The following is a 21,598-nucleotide window of genomic DNA, read 5'->3' on the forward strand; positions in this document are numbered from 1 at the left end:
CGGGCCCGTATCCCGGACCCGGCTCCTCAGACGCCGGAGTGGCTGATCTTCAGCGCGCGTATCGAGCGCCACAGGGCCGCCTCCGACAGGTCCGGCGCCTCGCGCCACACCAGGCCGTCCGGATGGTGCAGGACCGCCGTGATCTCGTCCGGGGTCGGCGGGTGCGAGTTCCCCCGCAGGTAGACGGCGCGCAGGCCCAGATTGCGCAGGCGGGTCAGGGCACGGGCGCGGTTCACGGCGTGCACCAGGACCCGCACGGCGCCCTCCCCGGGGCCGGGCGCGGGCAGCGTCAGCGCCACCACCACACTGCCGCCGGGCAGCTTGCAGAACCCTCCTGCGGACATACCTGTCACACCCCCGTGAGACGTCGCGTCAATAAGGAACTCACAGGACGCACCTAAACACGATCGGCCGCGACCCGCCAGGGGGTCACGGCCGATACGTCTTTGACCTGCGGCTTTACAAGATCAGCGAGTGGAGCGACCCACCGCGACCGTGATCGAGGAGCCGTCCAGGGGCTGGTTCAGCACGGTGAGCCGGGTGTTGGTGTCAGTTGTCTTGACACTGCCCGTCGGGTTCTCCGCGTACCAGTAGGTGCCCTTGTGGTCGTCGAACACCGGGTTGCCGAGCTGCGCCTTGATCTTGGTGGCGACGCCCAGCTTGTGCAGGGTCATGCCCGGCACCGGGTACCAGCCGAAGGCGGCGTCGTAGGGCGTGATCTTGTTGGAGATCAGCTTGCCGTCCGCCCACTTCATCGGCTTCGCGTGCGCGTCGATCGGCAGGATCAGGCCCTCGCCCGGGTGCTGGCCGACGTTGTTGTTGCGCTGCGAGGTGTCCCACTGCCAGACGACCAGGCCGGGACGGTACTGGTAGTGCTCGACCCAGTTGTTCTTCGCGCCGCCGTCGCGCCAACCGAAGTTGTACGGGCCGACCTTCAGGGTCTTGTCGTAGCTGACGTACTGGCGGTTCTCCGCGATGTAGAACTGCGGGAAGTCGCCGTTGACCGAGGCGCCGACCCGGGAGAAGCCGTGCGAGGTCCAGCCCGCCTGCTCGGTCTCGGCGTCGTCGGCGAACAGGGTCGCGCCGTCGGCCTTGACCGCGAGGTTGTCGAAGGCGAAGCCCATCTGGGCGACGCCGCCGTCGGTCTTGTAGCGGAAGCGGACGTCGATCTTCTGGCCCGCGTAGGCGTTCAGCGGGTAGACCAGGTGCTGGAACTTCCCGTTGGTGCCGGTCAGGGCCGGCTTGTCGCCGCCGTCGCGCGGGATGGGCTGGCCGTCGGCGGTGCCGTCGATCGTCTTCCAGCTGGCGCCGGAGTCGGTGGACACCTGCGTGTACAGGTAGTCGTAGTCCTTCTCGATGTCGTACCAGCCGTCGAGTTCGAGGGACCCGGACGTCTTGCCGGTCAGGTCCACCGTGCGCGACAGGGTGTTGTCGAGGTCGTCGCCGTAGTCCGACCACCACTGCTTGCTGCCCTGCGCGGGCTGCACGATGTTCGTGGTGACGTTCTTCTTGGGCAGTTCGACGACCAGCGCCTGCTTCAGCTTGGTGTTGTACTCCGAGACGCCCAGCTTGTGCACCGAGGTGGTGGCGGCCTTGGCCTTGCCGTAGTTGAGCCAGCCCAGTTGCAGCTTGTCCCAGGCCGTCATGTCGCCCGGCATGTCGCCGATGGCGTCCTTGCCGGTGCCGAGCCAGGAGCCGGCCGACATCAGCGACCAGAAGCCGACCGAGTTCTCGCCGATGTACGTGGTGTCGTACAGGTCGGGCAGGCCCAGGTCGTGGCCGTACTCGTGGGCGAAGACGCCGAGGCCGCCGTTCTCCGGCTGCATCGTGTAGTCGCCGACCCAGATGCCGGTGTCGCCGACCGGGGTGCCGCCCGCCTTGAAGCCGGTGGGGCCGGTGTCGCCGTCGTCGCGGCTGTAGGCGTAACCACGGTGGGCCCACAGCGCGTCCTCGCCCTGGACGCCGCCGCCCGCGGACTCGTCCTCGCCGGCGTGCACGATCTGGAAGTGGTCGATGTAGCCGTCGGGCTCGTTGAAGTTGCCGTCGTTGTCGTGGTCCGTGCGGTCCCACTGGTCGTACGTGGCGAGGTCGGCCTTGATGGCGGCGTCCGACTTGCCGGCCGCCTTCTGCTGGGCGACCCAGGCGTTCACGCCGTCGCGGACCAGGTCCTCGACGGTGGGGCAGTTGGAGGCGCCGCAGAAGTTCGAGCCGTACCGGGCCTCGTTGTAGTCGACCTTGACCCAGTCGGAGACCTCGCCGTCGACCGAGTAGCGGCCCGAGGAGGTCTTCTCGTAGTAGGTCTTGAGGGAGTCGACGCCCTTGCCGGAACCGAAGTACAGGTCCTGGAAGTGGTCCCGGTTGTAGTCCGACTGCCAGGCCGTGCTGTTGTCCTTGCTGCGGTCCGGCTCCGCGATCTCGTTGTGCAGCGGGCCGGCGTCGCCGCCGTACTTGCTGTCGACCTTGTCGCCGAACTCGACCAGGATCGTGAAGATCTGGTCGGTGCGCTCGCGGCCCAGCTCGACGTACTTGTCCTTGCCGAGCCTGACGACCTTGGAGCCGTTCTTCTCCTCGACCTTCGAACTGCCCTTGATCACCTGTTCGAGCGCGGTCTGCCGCTGCTCGGACTGCTGCCGGCTGAAGGGGCCGTCGATGACGTGGCCCTTGCCCTGGTAGCTGTCACCGTGCGAGCCGCTCGGCGGCGCGGCCGGGCTGTCGGCCTGCGCGGTGGTCGCCGCTATGGAGCCGGTGGCAGCGGTGGCGGCCAGGGTCACCAGCACGGCGGCGGATCTCAACGCCCGTCTCTTCGTGGTCACTTGGGTGTTTCCCTCCTCCGTGGCGGAAAGCCACGCATCACAAGTGACGCCATTTGACCGGAGGCGGGAAAGAATTAACAGACCTTGACTGTGACATGTGAGTTGCATTATGCAGCGCGGCGGATCCGGTATCCGGACGGCCCTGCCAGTACAACGGGCGCGCTCGAACGTCCACTTGGTGGACTGAATGACTCCGTGCGCCCCCCGTGCCCCTGCACCGAGGGTAAGGTGACGCTTACTGGTCGTCCCAGTCGGGCACACGTCGGATTAGAGTCGGGCGCGGTGGGTCACCGCCCCCGGACGTCCCGCACTGCTCCCCCGCTGTCACGAGGACGGATGTGTCGTCATGCCTCGACCGACTGTCGCACAGCTCGCCTACGGTTCGGCCACCGTCGTGCTCTCCACCCTCGCCATGCTGCTGCTGTCGCAGACCAGTTCGGGGCCGGGGGTCGGTGTCATCGCCATGTCGGCGGTCATCCTGGGCCTGTTCGTGGCACTGAGCGTGCCCAGGCCGAAGCAGCCGTCCGCGCCGGAGCCCGCCGACCCGCCGGGGGCCGCGCGGGAGCGGGAGCGGGAGCCGGTGCACGAGACGGCGGGCCCGTGAGCCACGGACCCGCCGGTCGTACGCGCCGCGCGGTCAGCCGCTGCTGACCACCACGGTCTTGGCCGCCTTGTCGTGCAGGCCCTGCTTGTAGGGCTTGTCGAAGAAGCTCCAGCCGCCGCAGATCGCGGTCCAGATGCAGGCGCAGCAGAAGGCGAACGGGACCCACAGCACGAGCGCCCGGATCAGGTTGGCCTGCATGTTCGGTGTGGCGCCGTTGTCGAGGTTGGCCACGCGCAGCTTCATCAGGCGCTTGCCGAGAGTCTGGCCGGTCCTCGCCGTGAGGAACACGTCGTACGCGATGTAGAGGACGGCCGTCAGGATCGAGGACCCGGCCTGCTTGCCGGCGTTGATGCTGTCGCCGTCGGTGCTGAAGCTGGTGATGTCGAACGCCCAGGACAGCAGGCCGACGACGATGCCGACCAGGATCATGTCGATGATGCGGGCGAGGACGCGGCGGCCGCTCTCCGCCAGCGGGGGCATGCCGGCCAGGGGGTCGCCCTGACCCGGGCCTCCGGCTCCGTACGGGGTGCCGCCGTACGGGGGCGGGGGCGGGGCGGTGTTGTCGTAGGGGTTCTGGCCCGGTCCGCTGTCGTACGGCGAGCCGCCACCCTGGTTCGTCGGCGGCGGCTTGCGGAACGGGTCGTCGTCCGGCGGCTGGCCGGATCCGGTGGGCGGCGGTTCGGTACTCATGGCCCGAGTGGACCGCGATCCGTCCATGAACGCACCCGGCGGGCCGCCGTCCGGATGACCCACCCACCCCTTTCCGGCCACCCCCACCGACACCCCGCGCCCCAGGTCCGTCTCCCGGCTGCACCACCGCCGCGGCCGGCCGCGCAGTTCCCCGCGCCCCTGGGGCCGTCTTCCGGGTGCACCACCGCCGTGGCCGGGCGCGCAGTTCCCCGCGCCCCTGGGGCCGTCTTCCGGGTGCACCACCGCCGTGGCTGGGCGCGCAGTTCCCCGCGCCCCTGGGGCCGTCTTCCGGGTGCACCACCGCCGTGGCTGGGCGCGCAGTTCCCCGCGCCCCTGAGATGCGCACTGCGTGCGGCATCTCATCAGAGAGGCGCGTCACCGTCCCGCCTCTTTAGAGAGGCGCGCGGAGCGCAGCCTCAAGGGGAGGCTGCGCGCAGCGCATGCCTCAGGGGCGCGGGGAACTGCGCGACCAGCCACGACGGGCCCGCGGACGACTCAGGGGCGCGGGGAACTGCGCGCGACGCGGCCACCGGGTCGCAGGTGGACGACTGGCCAGAGGCGCGGGGAACTCCCGCACCGGGCCGCAGAAGACCAACTGAGGCCCACGGCGCGGGGCTTGGCTGCGCCGAGGGGTCAGTCGGACACGAAAGTGCGGGCCAGTTTGTCGTGGAGGCACTGGCGCCACGGACGGTCGAAGGTGCACCACAGGACGCCCACGACCCCGATCACCAGAACCCCGGGCACGCTGTAGGCGAGCCAGCGCTTGAGGGCCGCGCCGAAGGTCGGGGAGCTGTGCTCCTCGATGTCGCGGACGGAAAGGCCCAGCACCTTCTTGCCGAGCGTGCGCCCCCAGCGAGCGGTCGGCACGGCCTCGTACAGCACCCCGAAGACCAGCAGGACCCCGACGACGATGCCGAGATAGGCGCCCGTGGTGCCGTCGAGCAGCCACACGGTGACCTGCCGGCCGGAGGCCTTGGCCGCGTCGATCTTCCCGTCGATGTGATCGACGGCCCGCCCGCTCAGCGGCACGGCGGCACCGGCCGTGACCGCCCCCAGCACCACCGAGTCGATGAGCCGCGCCGCGAACCGCTTGCCGAGCCCCGCGGGCCGCGCACTCGCCTGGGCCTGCGCGGCGGCGAGGAACGGATCGGTGACCACCGGCTTGAACGGGGTGACCGGACCCCCGGCCTGCCCCCCGATCTGCCCCCCGGTCTCCGGCGTCGCCAGCTGATGCACCTGCTGCGCCCAGGACGGCTGCCCGCCCCCCGGCCCCTGCGTCACAGGAGAAGGAGTGGGCGAGGGAGTGGGAGTGGGCGAGGGCGTCTGTTGTTGCGGCTGTTGCTGCTGGGGCGGGTAGCCGTATGCCGGCTGCTGCGGCTGGACGGGCGCGGGCGCCGGGGCCGGCGCCGACTGCTGCTTCGGCAGGGCGCGCATCGCCATCGTCCCCTCGGTGCGCACGGGAGCCGCCGCCCCCGGCCGCACGGCGCGGATCGAGACGGTGCTGTCCGGCCGCTGCTGCGGCTCGTCCGCGACCGCCCCGGCATCGGCCGCGCCCCAGGACACCCGGCGGTCCTGCTCACCGCCGAACCCGGTCTGGCGGGACGCGTCGGCCTGCCAGACGGACGCCGGCTCGGGCGGCGCGGCGGTCTCCGGCGCGGGGAGCTCCGGCCGGGCGGCGGGCTCGTCCGGTCCGGTCACCGTGCGGACGGAGGGCTCCTCGTCGAGGAAGACCGGCCCGGTCTCCTCGGTGGTGGGGGCGGACGGCGGTGCCACGGGCCCGGGCCGGGCGCCCGCGCCCGCCGGGGCCGGCAGGTTCTCGCCGTCGGACGGGGCGGGGCGGCTGGTGCCGGGGACCCAGGCGGCCCCGTTCCAGTACCGGACATATCCGGGAATGGACGGGTCGGGGTAATAGCCTTCGCGGGGCCTGTCGTCACCGGGGGCCGGGGTTGGGGCGCTCATGTCCGTCGTCCCGTATCTGCTCGGGGGTCTTGTTGTGGCCTCTACGTCTATCAGACCGCCGCGCCCGCCCGTGCCGCTCCGCCGTTACGGACCACTTTCCGGGCATTCGTGAACCCGGCGGCGGGCCGTCCCGGCCGGCCGCGAAAAAACTTCGGCGAACTCGCGTAATGCCACGGCCGCATCGGCCTCTCACTCGGTACGGGCCCGCTCGTGGCCCCGTACGGACCTCGTGCGAGCAGGACTCGTACGCGTGGAGAGGAAGCGCACGACATGCACTCCGTGGTGGAACGCGAACTAGAGCTGAAGCTGGTGTTGTCGCCCGAGCGAAGCATCCCCGTCCCGGCCCGGCTGACGTACCGGACGGACGACCCCTACGCCGTCCACATCACGTTCCACATCGGGTCCGAGCACCCGGTCAACTGGACGTTCGCGCGCGAGCTGCTGGTGGAGGGCGTGTTCCGGCCGTGCGGGCACGGGGACGTGCGGGTGTGGCCGACGACGGTGGACGGGCACGCGGTCGTGCTGATGGCGCTGACGTCACCGGACGGCGACGCGCTGCTGGAGGCGCCCACCGCCCAGGTGTCGGCCTGGCTGGAGCGGACGCTGCGGGCGGTCCCCCCGGGCTCTGAGTCCGAGCAGCTCGGCATCGACGCCGGCCTCGCCGAGCTGCTCACGCCCACCCCGGCCGACGACCTCTATCTGCGCGACCCGTGGGGGTCGGACGAGTCGGACGGTCAGTGAGGGGCGGACGTGTCCGCGGGGCGGTCAGAAGAGCTTGCCGGGGTTGAGGAGGCCGAGCGGGTCGAAGGCGGCCTTCACCGCCTGCTGCATCTCGACGCCGACCGGGCCCAGTTCGCGGGCCAGCCACTCCTTCTTCAGGACGCCGACGCCGTGTTCGCCGGTGATGGTGCCGCCCAGTTCCAGGCCGAGCGCCATGATCTCGTCGAAGGACTCGCGGGCCCGCCGGCCCTCGTCCGCGTCCTGCGCGTCGAAGCAGACCGTGGGGTGCGTGTTGCCGTCGCCCGCGTGGGCGCAGACGCCGATGGTCAGCGCGTACTTCTCGGCGATCCGCTCGACGCCGTCGAGGAGTTCGCCGAGCCGGGAGCGCGGCACGCACACGTCGTCGATCATCGTCGTGCCCTTGACCGCCTCCAGCGCGGTGAGGGACAGCCGCCGCGCCTGGAGCAGGAGTTCGGACTCGGCGGCGTCCTCGGCGGGCACGACCTGGGTGGCGCCCGCGGCCTCGCACAGGGCGCCGACGGCGGCGAGGTCGGCCGCCGGGTCCGGGGTGTCGAAGCCGGCCAGGAGGAGGGCCTCGGTGGTCTCGGGGAGTCCCATGTGGGCCATGTCGTTGACGGCCTCGACCGTCGTACGGTCCATGAGTTCGAGGAGTGAGGGGCCGTGGCCGGCCTCCATGATCCGGCAGACGGCGTCGCAGGCGGCCGCGGCGGAGGCGAACTCGGCGGCGAGGACCAGCTGCCGGGGCGGGCGCGGCCTGAGCGCCAGCGTCGCCCGGACCACGATGCCGAGGCTGCCCTCGGAGCCGACGAAGAGGCGGGTGAGGTCGTAGCCCGCGACGCCCTTGGCGGTGCGCCGGCCGGTGGACAGCAGGCGGCCGTCGGCGAGGACGACGTCGAGCCCGAGCACGTACTCCGCCGTCACCCCGTACTTCACGCAGCACAGGCCGCCGGAGGCCGTGCCGATGTTCCCCCCGATGGTGCACATCTCCCAACTGGAGGGGTCCGGCGGGTAGTACAGGCCGTGCTCGTCCACGGCCCGCGAGAGCGTCGCGTTGATCACTCCCGGCTCGACCACGGCGATCCGGTCGACGGGGCTGATCTCCAGGATGCGGTCCATCTTGACGAGGGAGAGCACGACGCAGCCGTCGCTGGCGTTGGCCGCGCCGGACAGGCCCGTGCGGGCGCCCTGCGGGACGACCGGGACGCGCAGCGCGGTGGCCGTGCGCATCACGTGCTGGACCTGTTCGACCGTGCGGGGCAGGACGACGACGGCCGGGGCACCCGCGGCGCAGAAGCTCGCCATGTCGTGGGCGTAGGCGGCGGTGACGTCGGGGTCGGTGAGGAGGGCCTCGGCGGGCAGCCCGTCGCCGAGCAGTTCGATGAGGGTGCGGCTCATGATCACAGCGTCGCACCCGGGGCCATCGGTGTGAACCCGTCGGTGGCCTCCACCGTGTGCTCTTCGTATTGACGCACAGTATGCGCCATGGAGATCGCCGAGAACGTCGAGAACGCCGAGGACGTCCAGGCCTGCGCGCGGGCCGTGGCGCCCGTGCCGGGGCCCGTCGCCCCCCGCCGCCGCTCCCCCGCCGTGCGGCGCGCTCTCGTCGCGGCCGTCGCCGGGTGCGCCGTGCTCGGCGGGGTCCTGGTGCTGCTGCCGGGCGGGGCGGAGCGGCCCGCGGCGCTGCCCGGGCCGGCCGGGCGGGCGGTGATCGCGGCCGCCGCGGGGGCGCCGGCCGCGCTGCCGGACCTGGCCGCGCTGATCGGCGAGCAGGAGGCGCGGGTGCGGGCCCGGCCGCGGGACGGGCTGGCGTGGGCGGCGCTCGGGGCCGCCTACGTCGAGCGCGGCTCGCGGACGGCGCGCACCACGGACTACCCGAGGGCCGAGCGGGCGCTGCGCGGTTCGCTGGCCGTGCGGCCCGGGGGGAACGTGGAGGCGCTCGACGGGCTCGCCGCCCTCGCGGCGGCCCGCGGCGACTGGCGCGGGGCCCGGCAGTGGGGCGAGGCTGCCGTGCGGGTGGCGCCGAAGCGCTGGTCGTCGTACGTCGCGCTGGTGGACGCCTATCGGGGGGTGGGCGACTACAAGGCGGCGGACCGCACCCTGGAGAAGCTGACCGGGCTGTCCTCGGGCGCCGGGACCTCGGTGACGCTGCGCACGGCCGCCGTGTACGGGGACCGGGGCTGGCGGGAGGACGCCGCCGCCGTGCTGGCCGACGCGACGGCGCGGGCGGGTACGCCCGCGGAGCGGGCGGCGCTGTCGCAGCGGGGCGGTGACCTCGCCTGGGAGCGGGGGGAGCCGGCCGACGCGCTGCGGCACCAGGACGCGGCGCTCGCCGCCGATCCGGCCGCGCACGGGGCGCTGGCCGGGCGGGCCCGGGCGCTGGCCTCGCTGGGGCGCACGGCCGAGGCGGTGACGGCGTACCGGGCGGCGCTGGCGCGGCGGCCGGAGCCGGGGTACGCGCTGGAGCTGGGCGAGCTGTACCAGTCGCTGGGCGACGAGCGGGCCGCCGGCGCGCAGTACGCGGCGCTGCGGGCGCGGGTCGCCGCGCAGCGGGCGGACGGGGTGGACGACGCGCTGGTGCTCGGGCGGTTCGAGGCCGATCACGGGGATCCGGAGGCGGCCGTGGCGCGGCTGCGCGCGGAGTGGTCGCGGGCGCCGGGGATCGCGGTCGCGGACGCGCTGGGGTGGGCGTACCACCGGGCCGGGGACGACGACGCGGCGCGCTGGTTCCTGCGGCGGGCCACCGACCGGCAGAAGGGCGGGACGGTGCGCAACGCCCGGTATTCGTTCCATCTGGGCGCCGTGGAGCGGGAGTCGGGGCTGTACGGGGCGGCCCGGCGGCATCTCGGGGAGGCGCTGCGCATCAATCCCGGGTTCTCGCCGCTGTACGGGCCCGAGGCGCGGGCGGCGCTGACCGCGCTGGGCTCGCCGCCCGAGGGCGGGGTTCCGCAGATGTGGCCCCCGAAGCCGGCGGCGGTCCCCGCCCGCGCCCAGACCCCGCCGAAGCGCCGCTGACCGGGACCCGGTCCCGCCCGCGCGCTTCCCCGCACCCCTGGGCGGGGGCGCGGGGAAGCCGGGGAAGCCGGGGAAGCCGGGGAAGCGGGGAAGCGGGGATCAGAGGTTGCCGCGCTTCTCCTGCTCGCGTTCGATCGCCTCGAAGAGCGCCTTGAAGTTGCCCTTGCCGAAGCCCATCGACCCGTGCCGCTCGATCATCTCGAAGAAGACGGTCGGCTTGTCCTGGACCGGCTTGGTGAAGATCTGGAGCAGGTAGCCGTCCTCGTCGCGGTCGACGAGGATCTTCAGCTCGCGCAGCGTCTCGACCGGCACCCGGGTCTCGCCCGCCCACTCGCCGAGGGTGTCGTAGTACGAGTCGGGGGTGTCGAGGAACTGGACGCCGGCGGCGCGCATGGTGCGGACCGAGGCGACGATGTCGTTCGTGGCGAGCGCGATGTGCTGGACGCCGGCGCCGCCGTAGAACTCCAGGTATTCGTCGATCTGGGACTTCTTCTTGGCGATGGCCGGCTCGTTGATCGGGAACTTGACCTTGAGCGTGCCGTCGGCGACCACCTTGGACATCAGGGCGGAGTACTCGGTGGCGATGTCGTCGCCCACGAACTCCTTCATGTTCGTGAAGCCCATGACCTCGTTGTAGAAGGCGACCCACTCGTTCATCCGGCCGAGTTCGACGTTGCCGACGCAGTGGTCGACGGCCTGGAAGGTGCGCCTGGCGGGCGGCTCGACGATCGGGGCGGCGGCCTGGAAGCCGGGCAGGTACGGGCCCTCGTAGCCGGAGCGCTCGACCAGGGTGTGCCGGGTCCTGCCGTAGGTGGCGATGGCGGCGAGGACGACGGTGCCGTGCTCGTCCTTGACCTCGTGCGGCTCGACGACGCCGCGGGCGCCGTGCTCGACGGCGTAGGCGTACGCGGCGCGCGCGTCCGGCACCTCGATGGCGAGGTCGACGACGCCGTCGCCGTGCGCCGCGACGTGCTCCTCCAGGAAGTGGCCCCAGTCGGTGGCGGCCTTGATGACGGAGGTGAACACGAAGCGGGCGGAGCCGTTGGTCAGGACGTAGGACGCCGTCTCGCGGCTGCCGTTCTCCGGTCCGGAGTAGGCGACGAGCTTCATGCCGAAGGCGGTGGAGTAGTAGTGCGCGGCCTGCTTGGCGTTGCCGACGGCGAAGACGACGGCGTCCATTCCCTTCACCGGGAAGGGGTCGGCCTCGCGCGCGGTGCTGGGAGTGTGGGCTGCTGTCTCAGTCATGTCTGGAGGCTCCCGCCGATCCACAAGGTGCGCAATAGTTTGCGTATCCACTGGACAATCCGGCCAGTAAACGGCCGGTATCGGCGGGCTTTGTGTACAGGGTGACCACTGCGGAGGCGGGCATGGCGATCGATCGACTGGACGGCCGGATCATCGTGCTGCTGGCGCGGGAGCCGCGGATCGGGGTCCTGGAGATGTCCCGGCGGCTCGGGGTGGCGCGCGGCACGGTGCAGGCGCGGCTCGACCGGCTTACCTCGAACGGAGTCATCCGGGGATTCGGTCCGCAGGTGGACCCGGCGGCGCTCGGCTACCCGGTCACGGCGTTCGCCACGCTGGAGATCCGGCAGGGGCAAGGGGCCGACGTCAGGGCCCACTTGGCGACCGTCCCGGAGGTGCTGGAGCTGCACACGACGACGGGCAGCGGCGACATGCTGTGCCGGCTGGTGGCCCGCTCCAACGCCGATCTCCAGCGGGTGATCGACCTGGTTGTCGGTTTTGATGGCATTGTCCGGGCTTCCACCGCGATCGTCATGGAGAACCCCGTTCCACTGCGCGTGATCCCGCTGGTGGAGCAGGCGTCGGGCGACTCCTGACGTGGGGCCGCCGGGAGATTCCCGGCGGCTGTACGAACAGCGCCCGGCGCGAGGCGCGATGAACTTCTGGGACTATCTCGGCAGCCATCACCAGCAGCTGCTGTTCGACGCGTACCAGCACGCCAGCGAGGTCTTCCAGTGCATGCTGCTGGCGACCGTGATCGGCGCGCTGATCGGCGTCGTCACGTACCGCAGCGACTGGGCGGGCAATCTCGCCACCTCGGCGACCTCCACCATCCTGACCATCCCCTCGCTGGCCCTGCTGGGTCTGCTCATCCCGGTCGTCGGCATCGGGGTGGCGCCGACCGTCATCGCGCTGACCCTGTACGGGCTGCTGCCGATCGTCCGCAACGCCATCGTGGGCCTGCGCGGCGTCGACCCGGCGCTGATCGACGCGGCGAAGGGCATCGGGATGTCCCGCACGGCCCGGCTGGTGCGGGTGGAGCTGCCGCTGGCGTGGCCGCCGATCCTGACCGGCATCCGGGTCTCCACCCAGATGCTGATGGGCATCGCCGCGATCGCCGCCTACGCCTCCGGACCGGGGCTCGGCAACGAGATCTTCCGCGGGATCGCCTCGCTGGGCAGCAAGAACGCGCTGAACCAGGTCCTCGCCGGAACCCTCGGCATCATCATCCTCGCCCTGCTCTTCGACGCCGTCTACGTCCTGATCGGGCGGCTGACCATCCCGAGGGGGATCCGTGTCTGAGACCACGCCGTCCACGCCTGCCCCACCGACCATGCCCGCCGGCGAGCCGGCCCCGGCCCCGGCGGCCTCCGGCGCCTCCATCGAGCTGGAGAACCTCACCAAGATCTACCCGGGCAACCCGCAGCCCGCCGTCGACGGCGTCAACATGGAGATCAAGGCGGGCGAACTCATCATCTTCGTCGGCCCCTCGGGCTGCGGTAAGTCCACCACCCTGAAGATGATCAACCGGCTGATCGAGCCGTCGAGCGGCCGCATCCGGATCGGCGGCGAGGACGTCACCGACATGGACCCGGTGAAGCTGCGCCGCAAGGTCGGCTACGCGATCCAGTCCTCCGGGCTCTTCCCGCACATGACGGTCGCCCAGAACATCGCGCTGGTGCCGAAGATGATCGGCTGGTCGAAGTCGAGGGTGAAGGCGCGGGTCGAGGAGATGCTCGACCTGGTCGGGCTGGACGCGGGCGAGTTCCAGGGCCGCTACCCGCGCCAGCTCTCCGGCGGTCAGCAGCAGCGCGTGGGCGTGGCCCGGGCGCTCGCCGCCGACCCGCCGGTGCTGCTGATGGACGAGCCGTTCGGCGCCGTGGACCCGATCACCCGCGACCACCTCCAGGACGAGCTGATCCGGCTCCAGCACGAGCTGCACAAGACCATCGTGTTCGTCACCCACGACTTCGACGAGGCGATCAAGCTCGGCGACCGGATCGTGGTGCTGCGCGAGCACTCGCACATCGCGCAGTTCGACACCCCGGAGGCGATCCTCACCAACCCGGCCGACGACTTCGTCTCCGGGTTCGTGGGCGCGGGCGCGGCCCTGAAGCGGCTCAACCTCAGCCGCGTACGGGACGTGGAGGTCACCGACTATCCGACGGTGAGCGTCGACGACCCGCTCCAGGACATCTTCAACAAGCTGCGCGCGGCGGGCACCAACGAACTGCTGCTGCTCGACCGGCGCGGCCGCCCCTACAAGTGGCTGCGGCGCGGCGACCTGATGCGCGCCAAGGGCTCGCTGGCCCGCGCGGGCACCCTGGTCCACGACACGGTGACCTACGACGCGACGCTGCGCGACGCGCTGGAGGCGGTCCTCACCGACAACGCGGGCCGGGTCGCGGTCACCGGCCGGCGCGGCGAGTACGAGGGCGTCGTCGACATGGAGACGCTGATGAACTCCGTGCACGAACTGCTGGAGGCCGACCGCCTGGAGGCCATCGAGAGCCAGCACGAGCTGGAGAACGTCCGCGCCCAGCAGACGCACGCGGAACAGGAGGGCGTGAGCGCCCCGGACGGGGAGGCGCAGGCGTGAGTGACACCCCGACCGGCCGGCACCGCAAGGGCGCGCCCCCGAAGGGAGCCAGGCCCGACGGCGAGCACGAGGTGATGGGCCTCGCGTTCCGCGACGACGGCGAGGACGCCGCCGAGCGGGAGGCGACCCCGCCCGCGCCGAAGGAGCCGCGCCGCCTCACCTGGCAGAAGCTGACGTTCCTGCCCGCGCTGATCGCCGTGGTGCTGCTGCTGACCTGGCTGTGGTTCCGCAACGCCGACCTCGACACCATCTCGAAGAACGCGCTCTCCGGCGGACAGGTCTGGAAGGACCTCAGGCAGCACGTCCAGCTGACCGTCATCTCCACGTTCTTCGTGCTGATCATCGCGATCCCGCTGGGGATCCTGCTGACGCGCAGGATGTTCCGCAGGGCGACGCCGTTCGCGCTGGCGCTGGCCAACATGGGGCAGGCGACGCCCGCGATCGGCCTGCTGGCGCTGCTGGTGATCTGGCTGGGCACCGGGCAGCGGTCGGCGCTCATCGGCATCATCATCTACGCGATCCTGCCGGTGCTCTCCAACACGATCGCGGGCCTGAAGGCCAATGACCCGACCCTGATGGAGGCGGCGCGCGGCATCGGCATGTCCCCGGCGATGGTGTTGGCCCGGGTGGAGCTGCCGCTGGCGGTGCCGCTGATCCTGGCCGGGGTGCGCACCGCGCTCGTCCTCAACGTCGGTACCGCCACCCTCGCGGTGTTCGGCGGCGGCGGTGGCCTCGGCACGCTCATCCAGGCCGGCATCACCAATCAGCGCATGCCGATCCTGGTGCTCGGCTCCATCCTGACGATCGCGCTCGCGCTGCTGGTGGACTGGCTGGCGTCGCTGGCCGAGGTGCTGCTCAGCCCGCGCGGACTGGAGGCGCGAACATGAAGCACCGCGTACGCGTGACCGCGGCGGCGGCCGCCGGCCTCGCCCTGCTCGCCGGGTGCGGGCTGACCAGCGGCAGCCCGATGGTCGACGACGTCTCCCCCGGCTCCATCGGCAAGGGCGAGCCGCTCAAGGGCGCTGACCTCGTCGTCACCTCCAAGGAGTTCACCGAGCAGCTGATCCTCGGCGCGATCATGGGCATCGCCTTCGAGGCGGCGGGCGCCGACGTCATCGACCGCACCGGCATCCAGGGCTCGGTCGGCGCCCGCGAGGCGATCCGCAGCGGGGACGCCGACGCCATGTACGAGTACTCGGGCACCGCCTGGATCACGTACCTCGGCAACTCGGACCCGATCGCCGACCCGCAGCGGCAGTGGCGGGCGGTGAAGGACGCGGACGCCCGGAACGGCATCACCTGGCTGCCGCCCGCCCCGCTGAACAACACCTACGCGCTGGCGATGAACTCGGCCAACTTCAAGAAGTACGGCACGCGGACGCTCTCCGAGGTCGCCGCGCTCGCGAAGTCGGACCCGAAGGCCGTCTCGGTGTGCGTGGAGAGCGAGTTCGCCAACCGGGCCGACGGGCTGCGGGGCATGGAGAAGGCGTACGGGATGAGCATTCCGGCGTCGAACATCACCCAGATGGACAGCGGCATCATCTACACGCAGGTGAAGAAGGGCAGTTGCACCTTCGGCGAGGTGTACACCACCGACGGCCGCATCCAGTCGATGAACCTGCACGTCATGGAGGACGACAAGCACTTCTTCCCGAACTACAACGCGGCGCCCGCGATCAACTCCAAGGCGTTCGACAAGCATCCCGAGCTGGCCGGGGTGCTCGACCCGATCTCGAAGAAGCTGACCAACCCGGTCGCGCAGGAGCTCAACGCCAAGGTCGACGTCGACGGCCAGGACCCGCACGAGGTGGCCCTGGACTGGCTGGTGAAGGAGGGGTTCGTGAAGGAGGGGGACGGCTAGCCGTTCTCCTCCTCCAGGCCGACCGGCAGGCCGGTCAGCAGGCCGGGACCGCGCCGGTCTTCTTCTCCAGGTGGGTCAGCGCGGTGACCGCGCCCTTGAGCGTGGTCACCGGGACCAGGCGCATCGACGAGGGCGCCGACGCCTTCGCGTCCGCGCACTCCGCCTTCGGTACGAGGAAGACGGTGGCGCCGTCGCGGTCGGCGGCCTGCACCTTCATCGAGACGCCGCCGACCGCGCCGACCTTGCCGCCCGCGTCGATCGTGCCGGTGCCCGCGATGGACCTCCCGCCGGTCAGGTCGCCGCCGCTGCCGTCGCCGTCGAGCATGTCGACGATGCCGAGCGAGAACAGCAGGCCCGCGCTGGGGCCGCCGACGTCGCCGAGCTGGAGGCTGACCCGCACGTCGTCGCCGCGGTCGCCGAGGTAGCCGAGGGCGGCCTCGGTGGCGGCGTCCTGCGAGCCCTTCATCTCCCGCTGGTTGTGCCGCTCGATCTCCCGGGTGGAGTCGCCCGCCGGGTACACGGCGTCGCGGGGCATGACGGCGCGGTCGTCGCGGAACCAGCTGTCGAGCACGTCCGACAGGTGGATCGGGGCGTCGGGGCCGGTCGCAAGGATCGTCACCGCGCGCAGCTGGCCGCTGGTGTCGCGGGTGCCGGCGCCGGAGATCTTGATGACGGGCTTGCCGTCGGAGGTGCCCAGCACGTTCGTCGTGGGGCCCGGCTGGGCCACCGAGAACGGCAGCGGGGCCAGGGCGGTGATCGCGAGCAGCGCGATCGCCGGGAGCGCGCAGAGGGCGAGGGCCTTGGGACGACTGAGGCGATTGAGCACGCCCCCAATCTAACGCCCTCCGCATCACGGCTCCCTCCGGGTCGTTTCCCCCCGCGCGGCCCGGTGGCCGCTTCTCGCGCAGTTCCCCGCGCCCCTGAGATGCGCACTGCGTGCGCCATCTCATCGCCGGGCCCTCCCTCGGCCCGGGGAGGCTGCGCGCAGCGCATGCCTCAGGGGCGCGGGGAACTGCGCGACCAGCCACGACGGTGGCGCGCCTCGAAGACGGACCCAGGGGCGCGGGGAACTGCGCGACCAGCCACGACGGTGACGCGCCTCGAAGACGGACCCAGGGGCGCGGGGAACTGCGCGACCAGCCACGACGGTGGCGCGCCTCGAAGACGGGCCCAGGGGCGCGGGGAACTGCGCGACCGGCCACGACGGTGGCGCGCCTCGAGGACGGATCCGGGGGCGTGGGTCAGCGGAGGGCGTCGGAGACTTCTCGGGCCGCGTCCAGGACCCGGGGCCCGACCCGCTCGGGAACGGCGTCGGCCAGCATGACGACCCCGACACTGCCCTCGACCCCGCTCACCCCGAGCAGCGGCGCGGCGGCCCCACTGGCCCCGGCCTCCAGCTCACCGTGGGTGAGGGTGTATCCGGTCTCGGGCAGGACGCCCTGCCGCGCCCCGAGAATGGCCCGCCCGGCGGCACCCCGGTCGAGCGGATGCCGGAACCCGGTGCGGTACGCCACGTGATAGTCGGTCCAGGTGGGCTCGACGACGGCGACCGCGAGGGCCTCGGTCCCGTCGACCAGCGTCAGATGCGCCGTCGCCCCGATGTCCTCGGCGAGCGACCGCAACGCGGGCAGCGCGGCCTCGCGCACCAGCGGATGCACCTGCCGGCCGAGCCGCAGCACCCCGAGCCCGACCCGGGCGCGGCCGCCCAGGTCGCGGCGGACGAGGGCGTGCTGTTCGAGCGTGGCCAGCAGACGGTAGACGACCGTGCGGTTGACGCCGAGCTTGGTCGAGAGCTCGGTCACGGTCAGCCCGTGGTCGGTGTCGGCGAGCAGTTTGAGGACGCGCAGTCCCCGGTCGAGCGTCTGGGAGGTCTCCGCGGTCACGACGCCCACTCCTTAGTGGTGAGGGTCGGCGGTCCCTGTGCGGCGGTCGCGCCGCCGGTCCCGTGGCGACGCGCGTCAGAGGCCGCCGGTCGGATATCAGGCGCTGGGCTGCATACGGCTGCATGCGACCACTTCTGCGTACGTTCCACATTCCGTGCATACCGGCTGCGCTCCGCGGCGGCGCTGCCACGGGGCGTGTGCGTTGCCCGGAATGTAGCGAGGTCGTCCCGCTGAGCGGAAGACTCCGTCCAGAATCCGGTCAGCGGCGAGCCGGAGTTGTGGCTGATTGCCCGCACTTGGCAACCGGGTTCACTTCATCCGGGTCGCCCACTCCTGGACCTTGGTGATGCGCTGGCGCAGCTGCCCCGCGGTGGCCTCGGCGCTCGGCGGGCCGCCGCAGACCCGGCGCAGCTCGGTGTGGACGACGCCGTGCGGCTTGCCGCTCTGGTGCACGTACGCGCCGACCATCGTGTTGAGCTTCTTGCGCAGCTCCATCATCTCCTTGTGGGAGACGACGGGCCGCCGCTCGGCGGGCAGTTCGAGCAGGTCGGCCTCGGTGTCGGGCTTCTTCCTGCTGTGCGCGATCTGCCGGGCCTGCCGCTTCTGGAGCAGCAGCTGCACCTGGTCGGGTTCGAGCAGGCCGGGGATGCCGAGGTAGTCCTGCTCCTCCTCGCTGCCCGGGTGGGCCTGCATGCCGAACTCGGCGCCGTCGTAGAGGACGCGGTCGAAGACGGCCTCGGACTCCAGGGCCTCGAAGGAGAACTGCTCCTGCTCGCCGGTGTCCTCGTCCTGCTCCTTGTTGGCCTCGTCCATCTCCTTCTCGGACTCGGCGTAGGGGTCCTCCTCGCCCTCCTTCTTCGGCTTGTCGAGGACGTGGTCGCGCTCGACCTCCATCTCGTTGGCGTGGCCGAGGAGGTCGGGGACGGTCGGCAGGAACACGGACGCGGTCTCGCCGCGCCGGCGGGAGCGCACGAAACGGCCGACGGCCTGCGCGAAGAAGAGGGGCGTGGAGATCGTCGTCGCGTACACGCCGACCGCCAGGCGCGGGACGTCGACGCCCTCGGACACCATGCGGACGGCGACCATCCAGCGGTCCTCGCTCGCGCTGAAGGCATCGATCCGCTTGGAGGCGCCGGTGTCGTCGGACAGGACCAGGGTCGCCTTCGTGCCGGTGATCTCGCGGATCAGCTTGGCGTAGGCACGGGCCTGCTCCTGGTCGGAGGCGATGACGAGGGCGCCCGCGTCGGGGATGCCCTTGCGGACCTCGGTGAGGCGGGCGTCCGCGGCGCGCAGCACGCTCGGCATCCACTCGCCGCGCGGATCGAGCGCGGTGCGCCACGCCTGGCTGACCGCGTCCTTGGTCATCGGCTCGCCGAGGCGGGCGGCGATCTCGTCGCCGGCCTTGGTGCGCCAGCGCATCTGGCCGCTGTAGCTGAGGAATATCACCGGCCGCACGACGCCGTCGGCGAGCGCGCTGCCGTAGCCGTAGGTGTAGTCGGCCGAGGAGCGCCGGATGCCGTCGTTGCCCTCCTCGTACTGGACGAAGGGGATCGGGTTGGTGTCGGAGCGGAACGGCGTACCGGTCAGCGCGAGCCGGCGGGTGGCGGGCTCGAAGGCCTCCAGGCACGCCTCGCCCCACGACTTGGAGTCACCAGCGTGGTGGATCTCGTCGAGGATGACGAGGGTCTTGCGCTGCTCGCTGCGGTTGCGGTGCAGCATCGGGCGCACGCCGACGCCCGCGTACGTGATGGCGACGCCGTCGTACTCCTTGCTGAGCGGGCCCGCGCTGTACTCCGGGTCCAGCTTGATGCCGATGCGCGCGGCCGCCTCCGCCCACTGCTTCTTCAGGTGCTCGGTCGGCGCGACCACGGTCACCTGCTGCACGACGTGGTGGTGCAGCAGCCAGGAGGCGAGGGTGAGCGCGAAGGTGGTCTTCCCGGCGCCCGGGGTGGCGACCGCGAGGAAGTCGCGGGGCTGCTCCTGGAGGTACCGCTCCATGGCCCCCTGCTGCCAGGCACGCAGCTTGTTGGCCGTGCCCCAGGGGGCGCGGCCGGGGAAGGCGGGCGAGAGGTGGCTGGACGGGGTCGGGGCGGTGGTCGGGGCGGCGGCGCTGGCGTCGTTGGCGGTGGTCACGGTCTCCGGCTCGGCACATCGGGGGCGTATGACAACCGGTCCACCCTACCGGTGGGGAGGTCGGCGATCGCGCCTCACGAGGCCGGGCGGACGCCGGGTGCGATGTGTGTCACAGATCAACTCCCCGCATTTCACCGGTAGTCAGGAGGGCGTCACCGAGACGCCCGCAGCCGGGTCGCCACCCCTACGCCGATCAGCGCGACGGCCGCCATCGGCAGGAACACGGCGACGAACGCGGCCGGGTGCGCGCCGCCCGCGCCCCCGACCGTCCCGTGGCCGACCGCTCCCCCGCCGAGCGCCGCGAAGGCGGCGCCGCCCGCGGCGAGCAGCAGGGCGTTGGAGAGGCCGTCGGAGATCTGGAGGGCGGCGGAGTTCGTGCCCGCCTCCTCGGGAGCGGACAGCTGGAGCAGCAGCACGCTGGTGGCCGAGGTCACGACGCCCATGCCCAGGCAGCCGTACGCCCAGGCCACGGCGGCCAGCCAGACCGGGACGCCGTCGAGCAGCACCAGCGGCACGGTGGCGATGGCGGCGGCGACCAGCACCATGCCGGCGGCCGCCAGGCGCTCGCGGTGGGGCTCCATGCGGGGCCGGGACTGCGCCCATGAGCCGATCGCCCAGGTGGCGCCGCCCGCGGCGAGGGAGAACCCGGCCATCGTCGGCGACACGCCCCGCTGGGTGACGAGCATCAGCGGCACGAACGACTCCGCCGCGATGAACGAGCCCGCCGCGATGCCGCGCAGCAGCACCACGGACGGCAGTCCGCGCGCGGCCCGGCAGGTGCCGCGCGGCAGCAGGCCGAGCACGGACGGCACGAGGAGGGCGGCGCCCGCGGCGGCGGGCAGCAGGGCGGGCGGGCGCAGGTCCTGGGCCGCGTACTGGAGCAGTGCGGCGCCCGCCGAGATGCCCAGCGCGAGCACGATCCGGCGCCGCCCGGTCGGCTCGGGCGCGCCGCCCCGCGGGGGGCCGCCCGCCTGCCGCCGGATCTGTGGCAGCGCCAGGCCGAGCGGCGGCAGGACCAGGACCGGGATGCCGAGGAAGACCCAGCGCCAGCCGAGGTGCTCGGTGACGGCCCCGGCGGCCAGCGGCCCCACGACGGACGGCACGACCCAGGCCGCCGCGAACGCCGCCAGGATCGCGGGGCGCAGCCGTGCCGGGTAGGCGCGGCTGACGACGACGTACAGCGCGACGATGACGAGCCCGCCGCCGAGGCCCTGCACGGCGCGGCCCGCGATGAACGTCCACATGTTCGTCGCGGTCCCGGCCAGCAGCAGTCCCGCCGCGAACGCGCCGATCCCGGCGCCGACGGGCCCGAGCGGCCCGCGCCGGTCGGCCCACCGCCCCGCGAGGACCATGCCGAAGAGGCTGGTGGTGAAGTACGCGGAGAAGGCGAACGCGTACAGCGGCACCCCGTCCAGGTCCCGCGCGGCGACCGGCATCGCGGTGCCGACGGCGGTCGCCTCGAAGGCGATGAGCACGACGACGGTGACGATGCCGATGCTCAGCGCCCGGTACCCGTGCCCGAGAACGCCCCCGTCGGGGGCGGGGGCCTGGGTGGCCGGGGCGGCGGTGTCGGCGTCGTCGAGGGCGGTCATGCCGCTCAGCGTAAGGGGCGTGGGCGACCTTGACCCCTGTCCGGAGTCGGGCATCCCCTGGTCCCTTGGTCGTACGACCCCGGGTCCCGCGGCCCGCGCGTTCATGAACGGCGTGTGGCGGTCCCGTTGCGGGGCGGCCGGAACCCTTGAGGCCCGCGGGAGCAGCGCCTACGGTCGGGGACAGCAGCAACAGCTTGGCCGTATGCCCGAGTGGCTTAGGGATTCGCCTGCAAAGCGAAGCACACCGGTTCGATTCCGGTTACGGCCTCCACCGGGACCCCGTCAGCCCTCAGGGCGCCGGGGTCCTCGCGTGCTCAGCCCGTGACGAGGAGCACGCCGCCGCCCACGACGACGATCGCGAAGGCGACGAACGCGAGCACGAAGAGGAACAGCTTTCCCGCCGAGGGGGCCGGTTCGTAGGACCTGGGCTGCTCCGGATCCGGGTCGGATGGCATGGCTCCACCGTAGG

General features: G+C 72.2%; 19 protein-coding genes and 1 tRNA gene. 9 read left to right on the forward strand and 11 right to left on the reverse strand.

Going from position 1 to position 21,598, the window contains the following annotated elements; translation table 11 throughout:
* Positions 1 to 26: 26 nt before the first annotated feature.
* Together ACIP5K_RS26320 and ACIP5K_RS26325 are read right to left on the reverse strand one after the other, a co-directional pair.
* Complete coding sequence (locus ACIP5K_RS26320) at positions 27 to 344, reverse strand: hypothetical protein (protein WP_401413291.1); 318 nt, start codon at positions 342 to 344, stop codon at positions 27 to 29.
* Between the two features lie 123 nt (positions 345 to 467).
* A complete protein-coding gene (locus tag ACIP5K_RS26325; RefSeq protein WP_401413293.1) occupies positions 468 to 2,813 on the reverse strand; it encodes an immune inhibitor A domain-containing protein in 2,346 nt (781 codons plus the stop codon).
* A gap of 346 nt (positions 2,814 to 3,159) precedes the next feature.
* On the opposite strand from ACIP5K_RS26325, the gene ACIP5K_RS26330 reads away from it, so the two are divergent.
* On the forward strand, positions 3,160 to 3,417 hold the full coding sequence (locus ACIP5K_RS26330) for a hypothetical protein (RefSeq protein WP_401413295.1): 258 nt from the start codon (positions 3,160 to 3,162) through the stop codon (positions 3,415 to 3,417).
* Positions 3,418 to 3,450: 33 nt separating this feature from the next.
* On the opposite strand, the gene ACIP5K_RS26335 is transcribed toward ACIP5K_RS26330, so the two are convergent.
* Both ACIP5K_RS26335 and ACIP5K_RS26340 read right to left on the reverse strand, forming a co-directional pair.
* A complete protein-coding gene (locus ACIP5K_RS26335; RefSeq protein ID WP_401413297.1) occupies positions 3,451 to 4,107 on the reverse strand; it encodes an RDD family protein in 657 nt (218 codons plus the stop codon).
* 633 nt (positions 4,108 to 4,740) lie between these two features.
* Positions 4,741 to 6,066, reverse strand: a complete 1,326-nt coding sequence (locus tag ACIP5K_RS26340; protein ID WP_401413298.1) for an RDD family protein — start codon at positions 6,064 to 6,066, stop codon at positions 4,741 to 4,743.
* 270 nt (positions 6,067 to 6,336) lie between these two features.
* On the opposite strand from ACIP5K_RS26340, the gene ACIP5K_RS26345 reads away from it, so the two are divergent.
* Entirely contained in the window at positions 6,337 to 6,807 is a 471-nt protein-coding gene (locus ACIP5K_RS26345; protein ID WP_401413300.1) for an SsgA family sporulation/cell division regulator, read from the forward strand.
* 24 nt (positions 6,808 to 6,831) lie between these two features.
* Here ACIP5K_RS26345 and ACIP5K_RS26350 read toward each other — a convergent pair whose 3' ends face one another.
* A complete protein-coding gene (locus ACIP5K_RS26350) occupies positions 6,832 to 8,202 on the reverse strand; it encodes an FAD-binding oxidoreductase (protein ID WP_401413301.1) in 1,371 nt (456 codons plus the stop codon).
* An 87-nt stretch (positions 8,203 to 8,289) separates the two neighbouring features.
* On the opposite strand from ACIP5K_RS26350, the gene ACIP5K_RS26355 reads away from it, so the two are divergent.
* Positions 8,290 to 9,819, forward strand: coding sequence for a tetratricopeptide repeat protein (locus ACIP5K_RS26355; protein ID WP_401413303.1), 1,530 nt, complete (start codon positions 8,290 to 8,292; stop codon positions 9,817 to 9,819).
* Positions 9,820 to 9,918: 99 nt separating this feature from the next.
* Here the strand turns inward: ACIP5K_RS26355 and hppD are convergent, their stop codons facing one another.
* Positions 9,919 to 11,064: a 4-hydroxyphenylpyruvate dioxygenase gene (gene hppD / locus ACIP5K_RS26360; protein ID WP_401413305.1), complete on the reverse strand. Its 1,146-nt coding sequence runs from the start codon at positions 11,062 to 11,064 to the stop codon at positions 9,919 to 9,921.
* 122 nt (positions 11,065 to 11,186) lie between these two features.
* On the opposite strand from hppD, the gene ACIP5K_RS26365 reads away from it, so the two are divergent.
* The 5 genes from ACIP5K_RS26365 to ACIP5K_RS26385 all read left to right on the forward strand — a co-directional run bounded on the left by ACIP5K_RS26365 (position 11,187) and on the right by ACIP5K_RS26385 (position 15,521).
* Positions 11,187 to 11,657 carry an Lrp/AsnC family transcriptional regulator gene (locus ACIP5K_RS26365; RefSeq protein WP_401413306.1) on the forward strand — a complete coding sequence of 157 codons (471 nt, stop codon included), beginning with the start codon at positions 11,187 to 11,189 and terminating at the stop codon, positions 11,655 to 11,657.
* A 58-nt stretch (positions 11,658 to 11,715) separates the two neighbouring features.
* Entirely contained in the window at positions 11,716 to 12,363 is a 648-nt protein-coding gene (locus tag ACIP5K_RS26370) for an ABC transporter permease (protein WP_401413308.1), read from the forward strand.
* 31 nt (positions 12,364 to 12,394) lie between these two features.
* Positions 12,395 to 13,660, forward strand: coding sequence for a betaine/proline/choline family ABC transporter ATP-binding protein (locus tag ACIP5K_RS26375; RefSeq protein ID WP_401413477.1), 1,266 nt, complete (start codon positions 12,395 to 12,397; stop codon positions 13,658 to 13,660).
* Positions 13,661 to 13,734: 74 nt separating this feature from the next.
* Positions 13,735 to 14,547 (forward strand): ABC transporter permease, encoded by an 813-nt coding sequence (locus tag ACIP5K_RS26380; protein WP_401413479.1) that lies wholly within the window; start codon positions 13,735 to 13,737, stop codon positions 14,545 to 14,547.
* Entirely contained in the window at positions 14,544 to 15,521 is a 978-nt protein-coding gene (locus tag ACIP5K_RS26385) for a glycine betaine ABC transporter substrate-binding protein (protein ID WP_401413310.1), read from the forward strand. Before ACIP5K_RS26380 ends, ACIP5K_RS26385 begins: the two co-directional genes overlap by 4 nt.
* A gap of 34 nt (positions 15,522 to 15,555) precedes the next feature.
* On the opposite strand, the gene ACIP5K_RS26390 is transcribed toward ACIP5K_RS26385, so the two are convergent.
* From ACIP5K_RS26390 to ACIP5K_RS26405, 4 genes are all read right to left on the reverse strand, one after another.
* A complete protein-coding gene (locus ACIP5K_RS26390; protein WP_401413311.1) occupies positions 15,556 to 16,347 on the reverse strand; it encodes a S16 family serine protease in 792 nt (263 codons plus the stop codon).
* Positions 16,348 to 16,762: 415 nt separating this feature from the next.
* Positions 16,763 to 17,404: an IclR family transcriptional regulator gene (locus tag ACIP5K_RS26395; RefSeq protein ID WP_401413313.1), complete on the reverse strand. Its 642-nt coding sequence runs from the start codon at positions 17,402 to 17,404 to the stop codon at positions 16,763 to 16,765.
* 309 nt (positions 17,405 to 17,713) lie between these two features.
* Entirely contained in the window at positions 17,714 to 19,537 is a 1,824-nt protein-coding gene (locus tag ACIP5K_RS26400; protein WP_401413315.1) for a DEAD/DEAH box helicase, read from the reverse strand.
* A 152-nt stretch (positions 19,538 to 19,689) separates the two neighbouring features.
* Positions 19,690 to 21,129 (reverse strand): MFS transporter, encoded by a 1,440-nt coding sequence (locus ACIP5K_RS26405; RefSeq protein WP_401413316.1) that lies wholly within the window; start codon positions 21,127 to 21,129, stop codon positions 19,690 to 19,692.
* Between the two features lie 196 nt (positions 21,130 to 21,325).
* Here ACIP5K_RS26405 and ACIP5K_RS26410 point away from each other — a divergent pair.
* A tRNA-Cys gene (locus ACIP5K_RS26410) sits at positions 21,326 to 21,400 on the forward strand.
* A gap of 43 nt (positions 21,401 to 21,443) precedes the next feature.
* Here ACIP5K_RS26410 and ACIP5K_RS26415 read toward each other — a convergent pair.
* The gene (locus ACIP5K_RS26415) at positions 21,444 to 21,584 is read right to left on the reverse strand and encodes a hypothetical protein (protein ID WP_401413318.1); all 141 of its coding nucleotides are present in this window, start codon (positions 21,582 to 21,584) and stop codon (positions 21,444 to 21,446) included.
* Positions 21,585 to 21,598: the final 14 nt, after the last annotated feature.

The organism is Streptomyces sp. NPDC088785, from assembly GCF_044750685.1.
In the GTDB taxonomy this organism is placed as follows: Bacteria; Actinomycetota; Actinomycetes; order Streptomycetales; family Streptomycetaceae; genus Streptomyces.